The following is an 18,400-nucleotide window of genomic DNA, read 5'->3' as shown; positions in this document are numbered from 1 at the left end:
CCCTTTTTGTTGTCGTATGCACCACATCCGAAACTTCTCCATCATCGCCCATATCGACCACGGTAAATCCACCTTGGCCGACCGGCTCATCCAGCATTGCGGCGGTCTCTCCGAGCGGGAGATGGAGTCGCAGGTGCTGGACTCCATGGACCTCGAGCGCGAGCGCGGCATCACCATCAAGGCACAGACGGCCGCCTTGCACTACCGAGCCCGCGACGGGCAGGTCTACAACCTGAACCTGATCGACACTCCGGGGCATGTGGACTTCTCATACGAAGTCAGCCGCTCGCTGGCCGCCTGCGAGGGCGCGCTTTTGGTGGTCGATGCCTCCCAGGGCGTGGAAGCGCAGACGGTGGCCAATTGCTACACCGCGCTGGAGCAGGATGTGGAGGTCGTTCCGGTCCTGAACAAGATCGACCTGCCGGCCGCCGATCCGGAGAGCGCCCGCGGCGAGATCGAGGATGTGATCGGCGTCGACGCCTCTGAGGCCATCCTCTGCTCGGCCAAGACCGGCCTGGGCATCGAGGACGTGCTGGAAGCCATCGTTGCTCGCATACCCGCGCCGAAGGGAAGCGCAGAAGCACCGCTGAAGGCGCTGATCATCGACTCCTGGTTCGACAACTACGTCGGCGTCGTGATGCTGGTGCGGGTGGTGGACGGCGAGTTGCGTCCCAAGGACAAGATCCAGTTCATGTCCTCGGGGCTGCAATACCTGTGCGAACAGGTCGGGGTGTTCACGCCGAAGTCGGTCGGTCGCGAGCGGCTCTCGGCGGGTGAGGTCGGCTTCATCATCGCCGGCATCAAGGAACTCGAGGCGGCCAAGGTGGGCGACACCATCACGCTGGCGGGCAAGCCCGCTGCGGAGCCGCTGCCGGGTTTCAAGGAAATCAAGCCGCAGGTGTTCGCCGGCCTGTATCCAGTGGAGTCCAGCGAGTACGACCAGCTGCGGGATTCACTGGAGAAGCTGCGCCTCAACGATGCCTCCCTGCAGTTCGAGCCGGAAGTCTCCCAGGCGCTGGGTTTCGGTTTCCGTTGCGGCTTCCTCGGCCTGCTGCACATGGACATCGTGCAGGAGCGGCTGGAGCGCGAGTTCGACATGGACCTCATCACCACGGCGCCTACCGTGGTCTACGAAGTCGTGCTCAACAGCGGCGAGACCATCCGGATCGAGAACCCGGCCAAGCTGCCGGATACCGGCAAGGTCGCCGAAATTCGAGAGCCCATCATCACCGCCACCATCTTCCTGCCCCAGGACTATGTCGGCCCGGTCATCACCCTGTGCAATCTGAAGCGCGGCGTGCAGGTGGACATGCGCTACCACGGCCGGCAAGTGCAGCTGATCTACGACCTGCCGATGAACGAAGTGGTCATGGACTTCTTCGACAAGCTGAAGTCGGTGTCGCGCGGCTATGCGTCGCTGGATTACGAGTTCAAGGAATACCGCACCGCCGATCTGGTCAAGCTGGACTTGCTGGTGGGTGGCGAGAAGGTGGATGCGCTGTCCGTGATCGTGCACAGGGCCAGCGCCCAATACCGCGGCCGCGAGCTGGCCTCCAAGCTGCGCGAACTCATTCCGCGCCAGATGTTCGACGTGGCTGTACAGGCTGCCATCGGCTCGCACATCGTCGCCCGGGAGACCATCAAGGCCCTGCGCAAGAATGTGCTGGCCAAGTGCTACGGCGGTGATATCACCCGCAAGAAGAAGCTGCTGGAGAAGCAGAAGGAAGGCAAGAAGCGGATGAAGCAGGTCGGCAACGTCGAGATCCCGCAAGAGGCCTTCCTGGCGGTTCTGCGAGTGGACGACAGCAAGTGACGTTCGCTTCGCCCCTGTTCAATAGTCGGCGCTTCCTGCGCCGGATGCCGGAGTTCCTGTGAATTTCGCTCTCATCCTTTTTGTGCTGCTGGTTCTGACCGGCCTGCTCTGGTTCGTCGACCGTTTCTTTGCCCGCAAGCGGCGGGGGCCGGGCGATGTCGCGCCGTGGTGGGTGGAATACGGCGCCAGTTTCTTCCCGGTGATCCTGGTCGTGTTCGGGCTGCGCTCCTTCGTCGTGGAGCCCTTCAAGATTCCGTCCGGCTCGATGATTCCCACCCTGCTGGTTGGCGACTTCATCCTGGTGAGCAAGTGGACCTATGGCATCCGCCTGCCAGTGGTGAACAAGAAGATCATCGAAGTCGGCCAGCCGCAGCGTGGCGATGTGATGGTGTTCCGCTACCCGGTGGATCCCTCGCTGGATTACATCAAGCGGGTGGTGGGGCTGCCGGGTGACAAGGTGGAGTACATCGACAAGCAGCTGCGCATCAACGGCGAGAAGGTGGCGATGGAGCAGACGGACAACTACCTCCATCCGGACCGTCTCTACTTTTCGCCGCAATACGTCGAGAAGCTGGGCGAGGTCAGCCATTCCATCCTGATCGAGAAGGAAGCACCGGCTTTCGTCAGCCAGGTGATGAATTTTCCGTATCGTGAAAACTGTACCTATACTAGCGGCGGTGTAAGCTGCGTCGTCCCTCAGGGTCATTACTTCGTCATGGGCGACAACCGCGACGCCAGCAGCGACAGCCGGGTGTGGGGTTTCGTGCCTGATGCCAACATCGTCGGCAAGGCCTTCTTCATCTGGTTCAACTTCAACGACATGAAGCGCATCGGCAGCTTCCATTGAGGTACGCGTACATGAACCGGAGTTCGCAGCGGGGCCTTAGCCTGGTCAGCGTCCTGATCGTCGGCGCGCTCGCCGCCTTCGTACTGCTGATAGCCTTTCGCACGGTGCCGGCGGTCAACGAATATCTGGCGGTGCAGCGCATCGTCAAGATACTGGCTGCCGAGGGCGATAGCGGAACCTCGGCGATAGAACTGCGGCGCAGTTTCGACAAGCGCGGACAGATAGACGACATTTCCTCGGTGACCGGTGTGGACCTTGTTATCTCCAAGCCGGCGGGCAAGACCCTGATCGAGGTCGCCTATTCGAGGAAGGTGCCCGTGGTGGCCAACGTCAGCCTGCTGATCGACTTCAACGTCTCCAGTGACAGCCGCTAGCAGCCTGGCCCTCGCACGTCTGCAGGCGTCCCTGGGGTATGAGTTCAAGCAGGCGGGCCTGCTGCAGCAAGCCCTGACCCACCGCAGCTTCGGCCAGCCGAACAACGAACGCCTCGAGTTCCTGGGCGACAGCATCCTCAACTGCGTCACCTCCATCGCCCTCTACGAGCGCTTTCCCGCCTTGAAGGAGGGGGAGCTTTCCCGCTTGCGGGCCTCCTTGGTCCGACAGGAGGCCCTGCATCGCATCGCGCAGGAGCTTGAACTCGGGCGCTGCCTGCGCCTGGGTGAAGGCGAGTTGAAGTCCGGCGGTGCCAGCAGGCCTTCCATTCTGGCGGATGCGCTGGAGGCGGTGTTCGCTGCCGTTTTCCTGGATGCGGATTTCGCCCAGGCCAAGCGGGTCATCGACCACCTCTACGTACCGCTGCTGAAGGAGGTCGATCCCAAGGCGCCGTCCAAGGATCCGAAGACGGCCTTGCAGGAGTGGCTGCAAGGGCGGAGGATTGCCCTGCCGGTCTACTCCATGGTGCAGGTCATCGGCGAGGCGCATGCGCAGGAATTCGAAGTTGCCTGCGAGATCGAAAAGCTGGGGGTGCGCACTACTGCGCGCGGCGCCAGCCGGCGGGCCGCCGAACAGCGTTCGGCAGAGCTCGCCCTTGCCCAGTTGAGGAACAAATGAATACCGATACCCAGCCCGCCGAGGCGGCATTCCGCACCGGCTTCGTCGCCATCGTCGGGCGACCGAATGTTGGCAAGTCCACGCTGCTCAACCGCCTGATCGGGCAAAAGATCAGCATCGTCTCCAGCAAGGCGCAGACGACGCGCCACCGTGTCACCGGCATCCTGACGGAAGAGAATGCCCAGTTCGTCTTCGTCGACACGCCGGGTTTCCAGACCCAGCACCGCAACGCGCTCAACCGTTCGATGAACCGCACGGTGTCGCAGGTGTTGTCCGATGTGGACCTGGTGTTCTTTGTCGTCGAGGCCGGGCGTTTCGGTGAGGACGACGCCAAGGTGCTGGAGGTGATGCCGGCGGATGCCAAGGTCATCCTCGTCATCAACAAGGTGGATCAGCTGAAGGACAAGGCAACGCTGCTGCCCTTCATCGACAAGCTGCGCCAGGAGCGGGATTTCGTCGAGATCGTGCCGCTGTCGGCCGAACGCGGCGCCAATGTGCAGGCGCTGATCGGCGCGGCCACGCCTCTGCTGCCGGAAGGGGCGCCGATGTACGAGGAAGACGAGATCACCGACCGCAGCGAGCGTTTCCTCGCCTCCGAATTCCTGCGCGAGAAGCTCTTCCGCCTGCTGGGCGATGAGTTGCCGTACGGCATCGCGGTGGAGATCGAGAAGTTCGAAACCGAGGGGCGCCTGCGTCGCATCTACGCCGCGGTGATCGTGGACAAGGCCAGCCACAAGGGCATCGTCATCGGCAAGGGCGGCGAGAAGCTGAAGCGGATCTCCTCCGAAGCCCGGGTGGAATTGGAGAAGCTCTTCGACGGCAAGGTTTTCCTCGAAGTCTGGGTCAAGGTGAAGAGCGGCTGGGCCGACGACGAGCGCGCGCTCAAGAGCCTGGGCTACGACTGACCCGCCAGCGCCGTGGGGCAGAGACAGCGCATCGAGCAGCAGCCGGCATGGGTCCTGCACACCATGCCGTGGCGGGAAACCAGCCTCATCGTCGAGGTGTTTTCCCGCGACCATGGACGGGTGGCGCTGGCTGCGAAAGGGGCAAGGCGCCCCTTGTCCGCGTTGCGCGGCGTGCTGATGGCTTTCCAGCCCCTGCTGATGGACTGGTCTGGCGGCGGCGAGGTGAAGACGCTGGTGCGCGCGGAATGGCAGGGCGGACAACCCTTGCTTGGCGGCCGGGCCTTGCTGTGCGGCTACTATCTGAATGAACTGCTGGTCAGGCTGGCTGCGCGGGAGGATCCCCATCCGGCGCTATTCAGCGCCTATGGCGAAGCGATAGCGGCGCTTGGCCGCAATGAAGCCCTGGTGGTTGTCCTTCGCCGTTTCGAGTTGGTACTGCTGCAGGAGCTGGGCTATGGCTTGGACCTCGGCAACGAGGCGGACAGTGGCGCGCCTGTCCAGGAGGGCGCGGACTACGTCTTCATGATCGAGCGCGGTCCGGTGCCGCTGGGAGAGATCGATCCGGCAGGCATGGGCGGGCTCGATATCGTCAGCGGGCGCACCCTGCTGGACCTTGCCGCGCGGGATTTTTCCCGCGCCGAGACCCTTGCGCAGGCCAAGCAGTTGCTACGGATGCTGATCAATCATTACCTCGGCGGGCAGCCGCTGCAGTCCCGCCGGGTACTCAAGGAGCTTCAGGAACTGTGATCGAACTCGGCGTAAATATCGACCACGTCGCCACCCTGCGGCAGGCCCGCCGTACCTGGGAGCCCGACCCGGCCTGGGCCGCGGTCGAGGCCCACCTGGGCGGAGCGGATGGCATCACCGTACATCTGCGCGAGGACAGGCGCCACATCCAGGATGAGGACGTGCGCCGCCTGCGCGGGCAGACCCAGGTCAAGCTGAACCTGGAGATGGCGGCCACCGACGAGATGGTCGGTATCGCCTGCGGTTTGAAGCCGGAGATGGCGATGCTGGTGCCGGAAGGCCGGCATGAGGTCACCACCGAGGGAGGGCTGGATGTGATGGCGCAGGAGGCGCGCCTGCGCGATGTGATTGCTCGTCTCGCAGACGCCGGCATCGTCACCAGCGTGTTCATCGACGCGGAGCCGGCGCAGGTGGAGGCCGCCGCCCGTATTGGTGCCCGGGTGTGCGAAATCCACACCGGCCCCTACGCACATGCCTTTCACCACGCCGGGCGGGACGCGGAGAGTCCGCAGGTGCTGGCCGAGGTGGAGAAGGTCCGGGCCGCGGGCGAGCTCATCCGTGGCCTGGGCATGCGCTTCAACGCCGGGCATGCCTTGAACTACTACAACGTGCAGCCGATTGCGGCATTGCCGGGGGTGCGCGAACTGCACATCGGCCACGCCATCGTCAGCCGTGCGGTCTTCATTGGCCTGCGCGAAGCAGTACGGGAGATGAAGGCGCTGATGCGGGAGGCGGCCCGGCCGTAAGTCATGATCCACGGCATCGGGACCGATATCGTCAAGGTGGAGCGTGTGCGGCAGTCCCTGGAGCGGCATGGCGAGCGTTTTGCCATGCGCATCCTCGCCGAGAGCGAGCGGGCGGCCTGGCAGGCAAGCAGCGATCAGGCCCGCCTGCTGGCGAAACGCTTCGCCGCCAAGGAGGCCTTCGGCAAGGCCTTGGGAACCGGCGTCGCGGTGCCCGCCACGCTACATGCGGTGGCGGTCGACCATGATGCGTTGGGCAAGCCGCTGTTCCGCTATGACGAACGGCTTGCACGCCATATGGACGAGCACGGCCTGAGCGCTCACCTGAGCCTGAGTGATGAAGCCGAGTATGTGGTGGCCTTTGCGGTGATAGAGCAGAGATGAACTCCAGCACCGGTTCCAAAACCCGCCGCCTGCCGCGGGGTCCCTTGATGGCGGATGTCGCCGGCTTGACACTCACCGGCGCCGAGCGGCTGCGGCTGTGTCATCCCCTGGTCGGCGGCGTGATCCTGTTCGCCCGCAATTTCTCCGGCTCTGCCCAGCTGAAGGCGCTTACCGCCGAGATCCATGCCTTGCGCCGGCCGGCCTTGCCCATCGCGGTGGATCACGAAGGCGGCCGGGTGCAGCGCTTCAGAACGGACGAATTCACCCAGCTGCCGGCCATGCGTTCCCTTGGCGAGTTGTGGCGCGTGGATCGCGAGGCGGCGCTGGCGAGCGCTCAAGCTGCCGGTTACGTCCTGGCCACCGATCTGCTCGCCCACGGCGTCGATCTAAGTTTCGCCCCGGTCCTGGACCTGGATTACGGCATGAGCCGCGCCATCGGCAGCCGCGCCTTCCATCCTGACCCCGCGGCGACCACTGAACTGGCCAGTGCGGTGGCCAAAGGCATGGCGGCGGCGGGCATGGGTGCGGTGGGCAAGCATTTCCCCGGTCATGGTTTCGTCGAAGCGGACTCCCATCACGAGATTCCGGTCGACTCCCGCAGCTTCGAGACGCTCTGGGACGCGGACATGCTTCCGTATCGGGGCGGCTTGGGGACGCAGCTCACCGGAGTGATGCCGGCGCATGTGATCTATCCCGAGGTCGCTCCTGAGCCCGCCGGCTTCTCGCCTTACTGGCTGCAGGACGTCTTGCGCGAGCGCGTGGGCTTCGAGGGACTGGTGTTCAGCGATGATCTGAACATGGAAGGCGCCGCCTGGGCGGGCGACATCGTCGGCCGGGCGAACGCTGCCTGGCAGGCCGGCTGCGACATGTTGCTGGCGTGCAACCGGCCGGACGTGATGGACGATCTGCTGGCACGCTGGCAGCCGGCCCCGCGGCCTGAGGCGCTTGCCCGGATTGCTGCGCTGCCCTGTCCCGGCCTTGCTGCGCCCGATCAACGGGCGGAAGACGCCACCTATCGCGAGGCGTGTCAGCGGCTGGCGACGCTGGACCTGCTGGATGCCGGCCCCGGCATGACCGCGGGCTCCATCGGCGACAAGGCCGTCGGCTGAGTACCCGCCGGCGCCGGACCCGCGATGAACGATCAACACAGCACGCCGCCCTTCGACGCACGCAGCTTCCTGAAAACGGTTCCGGAGGAGCCGGGCGTCTATCGCATGATAGGCGCCGAGGACAAGGTGCTATACGTCGGCAAGGCGAAGAACCTGAAGCGGCGCGTCTCCAGCTACTTCCAGCGCACCCTGTCCAGCCCCCGCATCGCGATGATGGTCGCCCAGGTGCAGCGGGTGGACATCACCGCCACCCGCTCGGAAGCGGAAGCGCTGCTGCTGGAGAACAACCTCATCAAGAGCCTCGCGCCGCGCTACAACATCCTGTTCCGCGACGACAAGTCCTACCCTTACATCGAGCTGTCTGGCGACGAGTTTCCCCGCCTGGCCTACCACCGCGGTGCCTTCGCCCGCGGAGCCCGCTACTTTGGCCCCTTCCCGAACGCCTGGGCGGTGCGGGAGAGCATCCAGCTGCTGCAGAAAACCTTCCAGCTCAGGACTTGCGAGAACTCCGTGTTCCAGAACCGCTCGCGGCCCTGCCTGCTGCAGCAGATCAAGCGCTGCACCGGCCCCTGTGTCGGGCTGATCGAGAAGGAGGCCTACCTCGCCGATGTACGTCTCGCCGGCCGCTTCCTGGATGGTCAGGGCGGTGAGGTGATAGACGACCTCACGACGCGCATGCAGCGCGCCTCCGAGAACCTGGCTTTCGAAGAAGCCGCTGCCTGCCGCGACCAGATCCGCGTGCTGCAGGCAGTGCTTCACAGGCAGTTCGTCGATAGCCGCAAGGATGAAGATGTGGACGTGCTGGCTGCGGTCGAGGAAGACGGCCTGGTCTGCATCAATATCGCCATGGTGCGGGGCGGCCGCCATCTGGGTGACCGGCCGCAATTCCCCAGTGGGGCGGTGGTGTCGGGTGCGGAGGATGGTCTGCTCGCCTTCGTCGAGCAGCATTACGCGGAGCACCCGATGCCCGGCAAGATCCTCGTCAATCTGGGGCTGGAGCCGGTGCGGGAAACTCTGCTCGAGCTCTCGGAACGCCCGCCGGTTGCCAGCGCACCGCGCTTCGCCAGCGAACGCGCCTGGATGGAGATGGCGGAGAAGAATGCCCGTCTGGCCATACAGGCCAAGGCCCGCGATACCGGCAGGGCGGAGCAGCGCCTGGAAGCCCTGCGTGAGGCGTTGGATCTGGCTGATCCGCCGGTGCGCATCGAGTGTTTCGACATCAGCCACACTATGGGTGAAGCCACCGTTGCCTCCTGCGTAGTGTGCGAGGCGGGAGCGATGAAGCGCTCGGAATACCGCCGCTACAACATCACCGGAATCACGCCGGGCGACGATTTCGCCGCCATGCGCCAAGTGCTGGAGCGCCGCTATGGCAAGGTGGCGGCGGGGGAGGGGATCTGCCCGGATCTCATCCTGATCGACGGCGGCCGGGGGCAGGTCTCCGCCGCGCGAGCGATCCTGGCGGAAGTCGGTCTGGAGGCGATCGCCATGGTTGGCGTCGCCAAGGGTGAAGGGCGCAAGGCCGGCCTGGAGACGTTGGTGTTCCCGGATGAGCGCGAACCGCTGGCACTCGGCGGAGTGCACGCGGCCTTGCACCTGGTGCAGGAAATCCGCGACGAGGCTCACCGCTTCGCCATCACCGGCCATCGCGCCAAGCGCGGCAAGGCCCGCATCGGCTCCCGTCTGGAGGACATTCCTGGTGTCGGCCCGACCCGCCGGCGCAATCTGCTGGCCGCCTTCGGCGGGCTGGACGGCGTGAAAGCGGCGACGGTGGAGGATCTCTGCCGGGTGGAGGGCGTCAGCCGAAAGATGGCTGAGCAGATATACTCCGCGCTGCATTGAAGATAGCGACTCGCTTCGCGCCGCGCATGTCACTCAATATCCCCAATACTCTCACCTGGATGAGGATCGCCCTCATCCCCCTGTTCGTGGGCATCTTCTATCTGCCGGATGGCTGGTTGACGGTGCTGCAGCAGAACCAGCTGGCTACGCTGATCTTCATCATTGCCGCCATCACCGACTGGTTCGACGGCTACCTGGCCCGGGCGCTGGGCCAGACCTCCGCCTTCGGCGCCTTCCTCGATCCGGTGGCCGACAAGCTCATGGTGGCGGCCGCCCTGATCCTGCTGGTCCAGCTGGCGCGGGTGGATGCCATCATCGCGGTGGTCATCATCGGCCGCGAGATCACCATCTCCGCGTTGCGCGAGTGGATGGCCCGGATGGGGGAATCGTCCAGCGTGGCGGTGGCCTATGTCGGCAAGCTGAAGACGGCCGCGCAGATGACAGCAATCCCGCTGCTGCTATACAATGCGCCCCTTCTGTCGATCGACCTTAGGTTTATCGGTGGAGTGCTGATCTACGTTGCGGCGGTCCTGACCCTCTGGTCCATGGGGTACTACCTGCATCGCGCAATGCCCCGATTGGCGCGCCACGGCGATAAATAAAAAGTTGACAGGTAAAAATGACTGTCTATAATGGCGGTCTTTCCCGAGCGGGAATAGCTCAGTTGGTAGAGCGCAACCTTGCCAAGGTTGAGGTCGCGAGTTCGAGACTCGTTTCCCGCTCCAAAGATTTGCGGATCAGATCCCGGTCTGGTCCAGAGGCTCCCGGACACGGGGACAGCCGGCCGAAACGGGTACGGCGCGATGGCAGAGTGGTTATGCAGCGGCCTGCAAAGCCGTGTACATCGGTTCGATTCCGGTTCGCGCCTCCAAGTAGAAAATGCGGGAATAGCTCAGTTGGTAGAGCGCAACCTTGCCAAGGTTGAGGTCGCGAGTTCGAGACTCGTTTCCCGCTCCAATTTGGATCTGCTGCTTTTACGAAGCTTGCAGGTCATCGAAAAAAGGAGCTTCGGCTCCTTTTTTCGATTTTGCGCGTGCCATCCCATAGGCCGCCAAGTTACGTCCTGCGGCCTCTTTCGAAGGGCACGGCGTTCTTCACCATGGCAAGGGCCAGCAAGTTCTTGCGTCGGCCCTCCAACTAGTCACTCTGCCATACCCATCCGGCCCTGCGACCTAACATCCTGCTGTCTTCCTCGCCCGGTCGCGGGTGTAGCGCAGCTGCGTCAATCTTGCGTCAACTGGGCCCTGAACTGCCGCCGCAACCCTTACACCATCGGGCTGGCGAGTGGCAGCCGTGCGAGAACGGTCTCGGCGGCGTCCCAATAGTCACGGTGGGCATGTACGCGGCCATCGTCGGTGAAGTGCAAGTGGCTGGCGCCGTCGATGGGGAGCTCGCGCGCCCTCAAGCGGAAATGGCAGTCCCAGGTGACGAAGTCCTGCGGGCCGGCCTGCTGGTGGTCGCGGATCTCCACCGCATCGCAGCGCCTGACCCAGGTCTCGCCACTGCGCTCCAGGCCCGCGGGAGATCGATGCACGAAGAGGCGGCGCTGCGCCGGCGACAGGGTTTCTCCGGCCCTCGCTGGACCGGCGCCACGCTTGACGCCCGTGCGCCAAACGGCGACCTTTGGGTCATGCCCCTGCCGCGGTCCCGACTTTTCCTCCTCGCAATACTGCTGTTCGCGCTGCTCCTGCCGCCGGTGCAGACGCATGCCGATGAATCGCCGCCTGCGGTCCGCATCGGCGTGCTGGCCTTTCTCGGCGACGACGCTTCCGGACAGGCCTGGTTCCCGCTGCTGGACCATCTCCAGCACCGGCTGCCGGGCTACCGCTTCAGCCTGGTGCAACTGAACCACGATGGACTGGAGCGGGCGGTGACTGCCGGCGAACTGGAGTTCGTCATCACCAACCCGGGCCATTACGTGGAACTGGAGGCTCGCCATGGCGCCAGCCTGGTGCTGACACTGGATCGCGGCGATGCACCCGCCGCAGAACGTGCCCTCGGCTCGGTGGTGATCGCGCCGCGCCAGCGCGCAAGTCTGCGCGAGTTGCCTGACCTGCGCGGCCAACGCTTGGCGGTGGTGGGCAAGGAGGGCTTCGGCGGTTATCAGCTGGTGTGGCGGGAACTGCTGGCGGCCGGGCTGGAGCCGGAGCGGGACCTCGCTGGCTTGCTAACTCTCGGGCTGCCGATGGACCGGGTGCTGGCGGCGGTCGAGCGCGGCGATGCGGATGCCGGCGTCCTGCGCGCCTGCGTGCTGGAGCAGCAGCCCGACTGGCAGACGCGCTTCCGGGTCGTCGGCGCCCGCAGCGAGCCTGGTTTCCCCTGCGTTACCTCCACCCGGCTTTATCCCGACTGGCCTTTTGCCCGCCTGCGCGGCACACCGCCCGCGCTCGGCCGTGAGCTGGCGCTGGCGCTGCTGGCGATGGACCGCCAGCGCGACGGGCTGGCCTGGGCGGTACCGGCGGATTACCAGTCGGTGCATGCCTTGTTCCGGGAGCTGCAGATCGGGCCCTACAAGGATCTGCAACCGCCGACCGTGATGATGCTGGCCGAGCGCTACTGGCCCTGGGTGGCCGGTTTCGCCCTGCTGGTCGTGGCCTGGGTGCTGTACACCGTGCACGTGGAACGCCTGGTGGACACCCGCACGGCGGCGCTGCGTGCCGTCATCGAGGAACGCCAGCAACTGGCGGCCGACATGCGGGCCAGCCAGGAGCGGGCCGACCACCTCGCCCGCCTGTCGGTGCTCGGCGAACTCTCCGGCACCCTGGCGCACGAGTTGAACCAGCCGCTGGCGACCATCGCCAACTACGCGGGCAGCCTCATCCGCCGCCTGGATGGTCACCGCCTGACCGACGATGCGGTGCGTGAGGCTGCAGGCGAAATGGCCACCCAGGCCGAGCGGGCCGCCGACATCCTCGCCCGCATCCGCGGCTTCAGCCGCAAGCGCCGCATGCCGCGGGCGGCGGTTTCGCCGCGGGAGATGGTGGACGAGGCGGTTGCGCTATTCCGCGGCATGCTGGGCGGGGCTCCCCGCATCGACATCGCGAGCGCGCTGCCGCCGGGGCTGGCGGTGGAGATGGATGCGCTGCAGATCCAGCAGGTGCTGCTCAACCTACTGAAGAACGGCTACGACGCCAGCCGGAGTCTGCCGGCGGAACGGCAGGCGCTGGCACTACGCCTGGAGCAGGCGGACGATCTCTTGCTGATCACGGTGCGCGACCACGGCAGCGGCATGGACGACGAAACCCGCCGCCAGCTCTTCGAGCCCTTCTTCACCACCAAGCCGGAGGGCCTCGGCCTTGGCCTGGCCATTTGCCGCTCCATCGCCGAAGCCCATGGCGGCCACCTGACCGCCGCTCCCGCCGCGGACGGCTTCGGTTCCGAATTCACCCTCAGCCTGCCGCTGAACGCCAGCGGCCGTGATGCCCATGCCTGACATCGAATCCTGTCTGATCCACGTCGTGGACGATGACGCCGCGTTCCGGCGCTCCCTCGTCTTCCTGTTCGAATCGGTGGGCTGGACGGTCTGCCCGCATGCCTCCGCCGAGGCTTTTCTCGCCGCGCTGGAGGCCGCCGGGCCGGGAGTGCGCAATCCGCTGCAGCAGGAGGCCGCCTGCTTGGTGCTGGACATCCGCATGCCGATGATGAGCGGCCTGGAACTGCAGCGGACACTGCGGGCGCGGGGCTGCAGGCTGCCCATCGTCTTCCTCACCGGCCACGGCGACGTGGAGCTGGCGGTGCAGGCGATGAAGCTGGGCGCCTGCGACTTCATGGAGAAGCCGTTCAAGGACCAGGCCCTGCTCGACGCGGTGACCGCCGCGATCCGGCGCGGCGCCGCCGAGCGGGCCGAATCTTCCCGGCGCAGCAGCGCCTGCGAGGTGTTGGCCCGGCTGTCGCCGCGCGAGCGGGAGGTGGCCCAGCTCGTCGCCCGCGGCCTGCCGAACAAGCTGGTCGCGCGGGCGCTGGAGATCAGCGAGAAGACGGTGCATGTGCACCGCCAGCATGTGATGGAGAAGACTGGCACCAGCAGCGCGGCGGAGCTGGCCCGCCTCACGCTGCTGGCCGATCCGTCGGCGCTGGACTGAGAGCCGGCGGGCCGCTGAGCCTCAGGCGCGCATCAGCCGCGCCGGCAAGCCCTGCCGCACCGCGGTGCCGGACACCGTGTCCACCCACAGCGCCTCGTTGCCCCGGCTGGGATCGCGCAGGCCGAGATCATTGAGGTTGATGCCGGCGGCCAGGTCCGCCCGCTGCGGCTGCTGCCGATCGCCGATGCGATGGGCGCGGGCGCCCAGTTCGCGGTGGCCGTAGCCGTGCTCCACCGCCAGCACGCCGCGCATCACGCCGTGGTGGACGATGACGGTGCAGGCCGCACTGCCGCCGGGCGTGAGGATGCGGGCGCGATCGCCGTTGGCCAGGCCGGCGGCGGCCGCATCCTCGGGATGGACGATCACCGGATTGTCCGGGTGCAGGCCGGTGACGCGGGTGGCGATGCTGTAGGAGTTCTGCAGCGCGGATTTGAAGCTGATGAGCTGCAGCGGCCACTCCGCTTCGGGGTGGTGCTGGCGCATCGGCGTGCCATCGAGGAAGGCCGGCGCCTGCCACTGGGCGCAGCCGGCGAAGCGCTGCCCCGTCAGGCTGTTGCGGGCGCCGGCGAGCTTGTCGTTCCAGATCCACAGCGGCGTCTTGAAGCGGTTGGCCTGCCACTCCGGCCGGGCTTCATCCTGTGCCTCGCCGGCGGCCTGGTAGCGGCCGCCGCGGGTGTAGAGCAGCGCCACCTTGCGCCATTCCTCCGGCGGCAGAGTCTGCTCCAACACCGGGCGCAGGCGGTCTACGCCGGAGAGGGCGAGGTCTTCGTCGCTGGCGTCGCCCACTGGCGCCTTGCCGGCGAAGGCGATGTTGGCGCCGCCGCGCAGATACCAGTCCTCGGCCCGCTCCAGCGGCAGGGGATTGCCGGCCATGTCGGCCAGGCCCTCCCGGCCGCAGCCGGGCAGCGCCATCGCCTTCGCCAGCGCGATGAAGAAGCTCTCCATGCTCACAGGCTGGCCATCGGCCGTCTTCGCCACGCGGGGTTCGACCACCGGCCAGCGCGCGGTGGTGGCCTTGGTCGGAATGCCGTTCCAGGGGGCCGCCCAGCCCCAACTCTCGTACATCAGCGCGTCCGGCACGATGTAGTCGGCAAAGGCGTTGCTCTCGTTGATCAGCGGATCGACCGAGATGAGCAGCGGCAGCTTCTTCGGGTCCGCCAGTTCCTGCTCCACCAGCGCGCGCAGGCCGGGGATGCCGTAAATCGGGTTGGCGCTCCACAGCACCAGTGCCTTCAGGCCGTAGGGATAGCCGCGCAGCATCGCCGGGAACCACTCGGTACCCAGGCCCGGCGCGTTGGGGAACCAGGCGTCGCGTGCGGGATAGGGCTGGCCTTCCGCCTTGCGGCGGGCGAACTCGGCGGATTTCTCGTAGGGCACGTTGCGCCCCAGCGGTGTGCCGGTGGGCTTGAGCTGGCCGGGAAAGCTGGCCAGCCGGTAGCGCGGGCCATCGGCGGCATCCTTGAAGCCGCCGCCGTTGGCGACGAAGCCGCCTTTCCAGTTGAGGTTGCCGATCAGCGCGTTGAGGGTCAGCAGCGAGTAGGAGTTGTAGAAGCCGTTGCCGCCCATCATGCCGCCGTGCGCGACCACGCTGGCCTTGCGGCCGTGACGGGTGAATTCGTCGGCGAGACCGGCGATGGTCTCTTCCGGGATACCGCAGATGGCGGCGCATTCGGCCACCGTCAGGCGCTGCGCCGATTCGCGCAGCAGCTCGAAGGCGGTCTTCAGCATCACCGCCTTGCCGGCCAGTTCGACCCGCATGCCGGCGGCCTGCAGCGGCGCCGCGCCGGCGAAGGTTTCCGCCGGCACGGCGCGGCCCTCGGCGTCCAGCACCAGGTAGGGATCGGCGTCCTTGTGGCGTTCCTCCTCCGCCACCGGCAGGCCGACATCCGAGCCGCGCAGGAAGAGGCCTTCGCGCGGATGGCCGGGTTCGGCGATCACCAGCCAGGTGGCGTTGGTGAAGGCCGGCTCGCCGGCAGCCTCCGCCGCGGCCAGGTTGGGATAGGTCAGACAGGCTTCGTTGACCCGGCCGTGGTCGAACATCCAGCGCATCATGCCCATTGCCAGCGCGCCGTCGGTGCTGGGTCGGATCGGCACCCAGCGGCCGCGCTCCGCCGCCGCGCGGTTGTCGGCATTGGTCAGCACCGGATCGACGACCACGTATTCCAGCCGGCCATCGCTGCGGCCCTTGGCCAGCTTGGTGCCGGTGATCTTGAACGGATTGCCGGCATTGCCGGGTGCGGTGCCGACGAAGATCACGAACTCGGCATTGGCGAGATCCGGCTTGGCATGCGGCATCTGCTTCATGTTGCCGAACAGGGCGCCGGAGCCGGAGCGGTAGGCACCGCCGCAATAGGAACCGTGGCCGACGTAATTGAGGGTGCCATAGGCCTGGTTCCAGAAGCGCCGGCCGAGGGCCTCGCGGCCGTCGTTCACGCTGGAGAGCAGGGCGACCTGGTTGACCCGCGGCCCCAGCTCGGGCGCGGCCGGGTCTATGGGCGTCTGCAGGTCGCGCAGCGCGGCGAGGCCTTCGACATGGCCTTCGCCGAACAGATCGCCGCCCTCCACCACTTCCTTCACCAGCTGCTCGAAGGAGATCGGCTGCCATTGGCCCCCGTTGCGCGGCCCGACCCGCTTCAGCGGTGTCAACACGCGAAAGGGCGAGGCCATCTGATCCATCGCCGCGTTGCCACGGCCGCAGGCGGTGGAGCGGCCGGCCAGGCCCTGGTCGCGGAAGCGGGAAAGGGCGACGAAGCTCTCCTTCACCGTCGCCTTCATCGGCAGGTGGGGATCGGTGGAGAGCGGGCTATAGGGATTGCCGCTGACGCGCAGGATGCGCCCGCTGCGCTTGTCCACCCGCACCCGCACGCCGCACAGCGTGGTGCAGCCCAGGCAGGCGGTGTAGCTCACCTGCTGGTCGGGATTCGGCCGCAGCTCGCCGCTGGCCGGATCGACCGTGTATTCGGGAGCGGCCGAGTGGCCATGCAGCCGGTCGCCGCCGTCCGGCTCTCCAAGCACGCCGTCCGCCATGCGGCCCAGCGTCTGGGAGAAACCGGCGGCGAAGGCGGCCAGGCCGCCGGCGGCCAGGATGTCGCGTCGATTGATGGTCATGATGTATCTCCTGTTCGTCCGGGTTCAGGCGCCAGCGCGGCGCGGCCCCTGCTCGCCCAGCCGGTGCAGCGGGAGCAGGGTGGTGAGCGCGATGTAGAGGAAGAGCCACAGCCCGGCGGTGCCGAGAATGCCCAGCCAGCCTTCGGGGCCCAGGGGCAGCTGGTAGCTGTAGTAACCGGCGCCGGTCTTGGGCAGCTCCTGGCCGCCGATGAAGATGGTCCAGCGCATCATCCAGGCAGAATGCAGCGCGAGCAGGCCGGTCAGCACGCCGCTCCCCGGCCGCTTCCAGGCCAGCACGCCGGTGGCCACCGTGGCGGCGATTGCCCACAGCGCGGTGAACTGCCAGTTGGCGGAGGGGGCGACTTCGGCCAGCGCCTGGGCGTGGATGGGCGATATCCCGCTCAACCCCAGCAGCAGCCACAGCAGGCCGGTCAGCAGCACCGCCGCCTGGGCCCAGGCCAGCGCGCGGGCCAGTCGCAGGGTGGTGCCCGGCGTGCGCGAGCCGGCCGCGCGATTGAACAGCAGCGTGAGGCCGAGCCCGCCGGCCAGCGCGGTGATGAAGAACTGCAGCGGCAGCAGCGGCGTATGCCACAGCGGCCGCGAACGCACGACCATCACCTCCACCCCGGTGTAGAGCGCCACCAGCAGCGCACCGGTGAAGGCCAGCAACGCTGCCGCCACCAAGCCGCGCGGGCACTCCAGCCCGCCATAGGCCAGCCAGCGGGCCAGGGGCGCGAACCGCCCGCCTTCAGCGGCATGGCGCGCGAGCAGCGGGCGGAAGGCCAGCCAGGCGTAAAGCAGCAGGCCGCCGAGGTACACCGGGATGAAGAAGGCGCCCCAGGACATCCAGGAGCTGGGGGTGAACCAGGCGTAGAAATGCCAGAAACGGCCCGGCTGGTGCAGGTCGGCCAGCAGCGCCACCGGTGCGCACAGTCCGCACACCAGGGCCGCCAGCAAGGCCATGCGGCCGGCCGCTTCCCAGCCCGGCCTGCGCCACACCAGCCCGGGCAGCGACACCAGGAAGGCGCCGTAGGACAGCCCGATGAGGAAGAAGTACTGCACCGCCCACGGCAGCCACGCGACTTCGCGGGCGACATTGACGATCTCGACGATATCCGCGTTCATCATGGTTCTCCTTGAGCCGCCTCAGCCGTGCGCCGCACGCGGCTTCCACAGCGTGCCTTCGCCGCTGACCTTGCCCTGGAAGCGCTCGTCCAGGCCGATGTAGAAGACCCGCGGCCGGGTGCCGTTCTCCGGCTTCAGCACCTTGAGCTCGGCCTGCGCTGCGTCCAGCCGGCGCCTCAGTTCGCCGCCGGCGTCGTTGATGTCACCGAAGATGCGCGCCCCGCCGACGCAGGTTTCCACGCAGGCCGGCAGCAGGCCGGCATCCAGCCGGTGGGCGCAGAAGGTGCACTTGTCGGCCTTGTTGGTGTGATGGTTGATGAAGCGGGCGTCGTACGGGCAAGCCTGCACGCAGTAGGCACAGCCGACGCAGCGCTCGCCATCCACCTGTACCACCCCGTCGGCGCGCTTGAAGGTGGCGCCCACCGGGCACACCGGGATGCAGGGTGGCTCGTCACAGTGGTTGCACAGCCGCGGCAGCACATAGGTGCCGGCCGGCTGGGTGCCATCGCTCAGGCGCACGCTGTAGGTGGAGACCACGGTGCGGAAGCTGCCTTCCGGTACCGCGTTCTCCTGGATGCAGGACATGGTGCAGGCCTGGCAGCCGATGCACTTGCGCACGTCCACCAGCATTGCCCACTGGTGGTC

General features: G+C 66.8%; 17 protein-coding genes and 3 tRNA genes. 16 read left to right on the top strand and 4 right to left on the bottom strand.

Going from position 1 to position 18,400, the window contains the following annotated elements; all coding sequences use genetic code 11:
* The first annotated feature begins 16 nt into the window (after window positions 1-16).
* The 14 genes from lepA (at window position 17) to GRF61_RS06275 (ending at window position 10,397) form a co-directional block, all read left to right on the top strand.
* Window positions 17-1,813: a translation elongation factor 4 gene (lepA, locus tag GRF61_RS06340; protein ID WP_169149841.1), complete on the top strand. Its 1,797-nt coding sequence runs from the start codon at window positions 17-19 to the stop codon at window positions 1,811-1,813.
* Window positions 1,814-1,871: 58 nt separating this feature from the next.
* Window positions 1,872-2,660, top strand: coding sequence for a signal peptidase I (gene lepB / locus GRF61_RS06335; RefSeq protein ID WP_169149840.1), 789 nt, complete (start codon window positions 1,872-1,874; stop codon window positions 2,658-2,660).
* An 11-nt stretch (window positions 2,661-2,671) separates the two neighbouring features.
* Window positions 2,672-3,034, top strand: coding sequence for a DUF4845 domain-containing protein (locus GRF61_RS06330; protein ID WP_169149839.1), 363 nt, complete (start codon window positions 2,672-2,674; stop codon window positions 3,032-3,034).
* 4 nt (window positions 3,035-3,038) lie between these two features.
* On the top strand, window positions 3,039-3,710 hold the full coding sequence (gene rnc, locus GRF61_RS06325) for a ribonuclease III (protein ID WP_169149881.1): 672 nt from the start codon (window positions 3,039-3,041) through the stop codon (window positions 3,708-3,710).
* Window positions 3,707-4,615, top strand: coding sequence for a GTPase Era (gene era / locus GRF61_RS06320; protein ID WP_169149838.1), 909 nt, complete (start codon window positions 3,707-3,709; stop codon window positions 4,613-4,615). Before rnc ends, era begins: the two co-directional genes overlap by 4 nt.
* 12 nt (window positions 4,616-4,627) lie before the next feature.
* Window positions 4,628-5,362 carry a DNA repair protein RecO gene (gene recO / locus GRF61_RS06315; RefSeq protein ID WP_169149837.1) on the top strand — a complete coding sequence of 245 codons (735 nt, stop codon included), beginning with the start codon at window positions 4,628-4,630 and terminating at the stop codon, window positions 5,360-5,362.
* Window positions 5,359-6,108 carry a pyridoxine 5'-phosphate synthase gene (locus tag GRF61_RS06310; protein WP_169149836.1) on the top strand — a complete coding sequence of 250 codons (750 nt, stop codon included), beginning with the start codon at window positions 5,359-5,361 and terminating at the stop codon, window positions 6,106-6,108. Before recO ends, GRF61_RS06310 begins: the two co-directional genes overlap by 4 nt.
* 3 nt (window positions 6,109-6,111) lie before the next feature.
* Window positions 6,112-6,489, top strand: coding sequence for a holo-ACP synthase (gene acpS, locus GRF61_RS06305; protein WP_169149835.1), 378 nt, complete (start codon window positions 6,112-6,114; stop codon window positions 6,487-6,489).
* Window positions 6,486-7,598: a beta-N-acetylhexosaminidase gene (gene nagZ, locus GRF61_RS06300; protein WP_169149834.1), complete on the top strand. Its 1,113-nt coding sequence runs from the start codon at window positions 6,486-6,488 to the stop codon at window positions 7,596-7,598. Before acpS ends, nagZ begins: the two co-directional genes overlap by 4 nt.
* Before the next feature lie 24 nt (window positions 7,599-7,622).
* Entirely contained in the window at window positions 7,623-9,440 is a 1,818-nt protein-coding gene (gene uvrC, locus GRF61_RS06295) for an excinuclease ABC subunit UvrC (protein WP_169149833.1), read from the top strand.
* Between the two features lie 26 nt (window positions 9,441-9,466).
* On the top strand, window positions 9,467-10,042 hold the full coding sequence (gene pgsA / locus GRF61_RS06290) for a CDP-diacylglycerol--glycerol-3-phosphate 3-phosphatidyltransferase (protein ID WP_169149832.1): 576 nt from the start codon (window positions 9,467-9,469) through the stop codon (window positions 10,040-10,042).
* Window positions 10,043-10,089: 47 nt separating this feature from the next.
* Window positions 10,090-10,165, top strand: a tRNA-Gly gene (locus tag GRF61_RS06285).
* Between the two features lie 72 nt (window positions 10,166-10,237).
* Window positions 10,238-10,311 (top strand) — tRNA-Cys (locus tag GRF61_RS06280).
* A gap of 10 nt (window positions 10,312-10,321) precedes the next feature.
* Window positions 10,322-10,397: transfer RNA gene (locus GRF61_RS06275), tRNA-Gly, on the top strand.
* Between the two features lie 307 nt (window positions 10,398-10,704).
* On the opposite strand, the gene GRF61_RS06270 is transcribed toward GRF61_RS06275, so the two are convergent.
* Window positions 10,705-10,974 carry a hypothetical protein gene (locus GRF61_RS06270; RefSeq protein ID WP_169149831.1) on the bottom strand — a complete coding sequence of 90 codons (270 nt, stop codon included), beginning with the start codon at window positions 10,972-10,974 and terminating at the stop codon, window positions 10,705-10,707.
* Window positions 10,975-11,070: 96 nt separating this feature from the next.
* On the opposite strand from GRF61_RS06270, the gene GRF61_RS06265 reads away from it, so the two are divergent.
* Together GRF61_RS06265 and GRF61_RS06260 are read left to right on the top strand one after the other, a co-directional pair.
* The gene (locus GRF61_RS06265) at window positions 11,071-12,873 is read left to right on the top strand and encodes a PhnD/SsuA/transferrin family substrate-binding protein (protein ID WP_169149830.1); all 1,803 of its coding nucleotides are present in this window, start codon (window positions 11,071-11,073) and stop codon (window positions 12,871-12,873) included.
* Window positions 12,866-13,522, top strand: coding sequence for a response regulator (locus GRF61_RS06260; protein WP_169149829.1), 657 nt, complete (start codon window positions 12,866-12,868; stop codon window positions 13,520-13,522). Before GRF61_RS06265 ends, GRF61_RS06260 begins: the two co-directional genes overlap by 8 nt.
* Before the next feature lie 21 nt (window positions 13,523-13,543).
* Here GRF61_RS06260 and GRF61_RS06255 read toward each other — a convergent pair whose 3' ends face one another.
* The 3 genes from GRF61_RS06255 to dsrO form a co-directional block, all read right to left on the bottom strand.
* Window positions 13,544-16,630, bottom strand: a complete 3,087-nt coding sequence (locus tag GRF61_RS06255) for a molybdopterin dinucleotide binding domain-containing protein (protein WP_169149828.1) — start codon at window positions 16,628-16,630, stop codon at window positions 13,544-13,546.
* A gap of 24 nt (window positions 16,631-16,654) precedes the next feature.
* A complete protein-coding gene (gene nrfD, locus GRF61_RS06250) occupies window positions 16,655-17,758 on the bottom strand; it encodes an NrfD/PsrC family molybdoenzyme membrane anchor subunit (protein ID WP_248281138.1) in 1,104 nt (367 codons plus the stop codon).
* An 18-nt stretch (window positions 17,759-17,776) separates the two neighbouring features.
* Window positions 17,777-18,400: sulfate reduction electron transfer complex DsrMKJOP subunit DsrO (gene dsrO / locus GRF61_RS06245; RefSeq protein ID WP_169149827.1), on the bottom strand; the 624-nt coding region annotated here is incomplete at its 5' end.

The organism is Azoarcus sp. TTM-91 (assembly GCF_012911025.1).
Lineage (GTDB): Bacteria > Pseudomonadota > Gammaproteobacteria > Burkholderiales > Rhodocyclaceae > Azoarcus.
Note: the sequence above shows the minus strand (reverse complement) of the source record. Positions and strands in the feature narration are given on the sequence as shown.

Coding starts and splice junctions, on each gene's coding strand:
- lepA (WP_169149841.1), top strand. CDS start 17: ATGCACCACATCCGAAACTTCTCCATCATCGCCCATATCGACCACGGT.
- GRF61_RS06330 (WP_169149839.1), top strand. CDS start 2,672: ATGAACCGGAGTTCGCAGCGGGGCCTTAGCCTGGTCAGCGTCCTGATC.
- era (WP_169149838.1), top strand. CDS start 3,707: ATGAATACCGATACCCAGCCCGCCGAGGCGGCATTCCGCACCGGCTTC.
- acpS (WP_169149835.1), top strand. CDS start 6,112: ATGATCCACGGCATCGGGACCGATATCGTCAAGGTGGAGCGTGTGCGG.
- nagZ (WP_169149834.1), top strand. CDS start 6,486: ATGAACTCCAGCACCGGTTCCAAAACCCGCCGCCTGCCGCGGGGTCCC.
- uvrC (WP_169149833.1), top strand. CDS start 7,623: ATGAACGATCAACACAGCACGCCGCCCTTCGACGCACGCAGCTTCCTG.
- pgsA (WP_169149832.1), top strand. CDS start 9,467: ATGTCACTCAATATCCCCAATACTCTCACCTGGATGAGGATCGCCCTC.
- GRF61_RS06265 (WP_169149830.1), top strand. CDS start 11,071: ATGCCCCTGCCGCGGTCCCGACTTTTCCTCCTCGCAATACTGCTGTTC.
- GRF61_RS06260 (WP_169149829.1), top strand. CDS start 12,866: ATGCCTGACATCGAATCCTGTCTGATCCACGTCGTGGACGATGACGCC.
- GRF61_RS06255 (WP_169149828.1), bottom strand. CDS start 16,630: ATGACCATCAATCGACGCGACATCCTGGCCGCCGGCGGCCTGGCCGCC.
- nrfD (WP_248281138.1), bottom strand. CDS start 17,758: ATGATGAACGCGGATATCGTCGAGATCGTCAATGTCGCCCGCGAAGTC.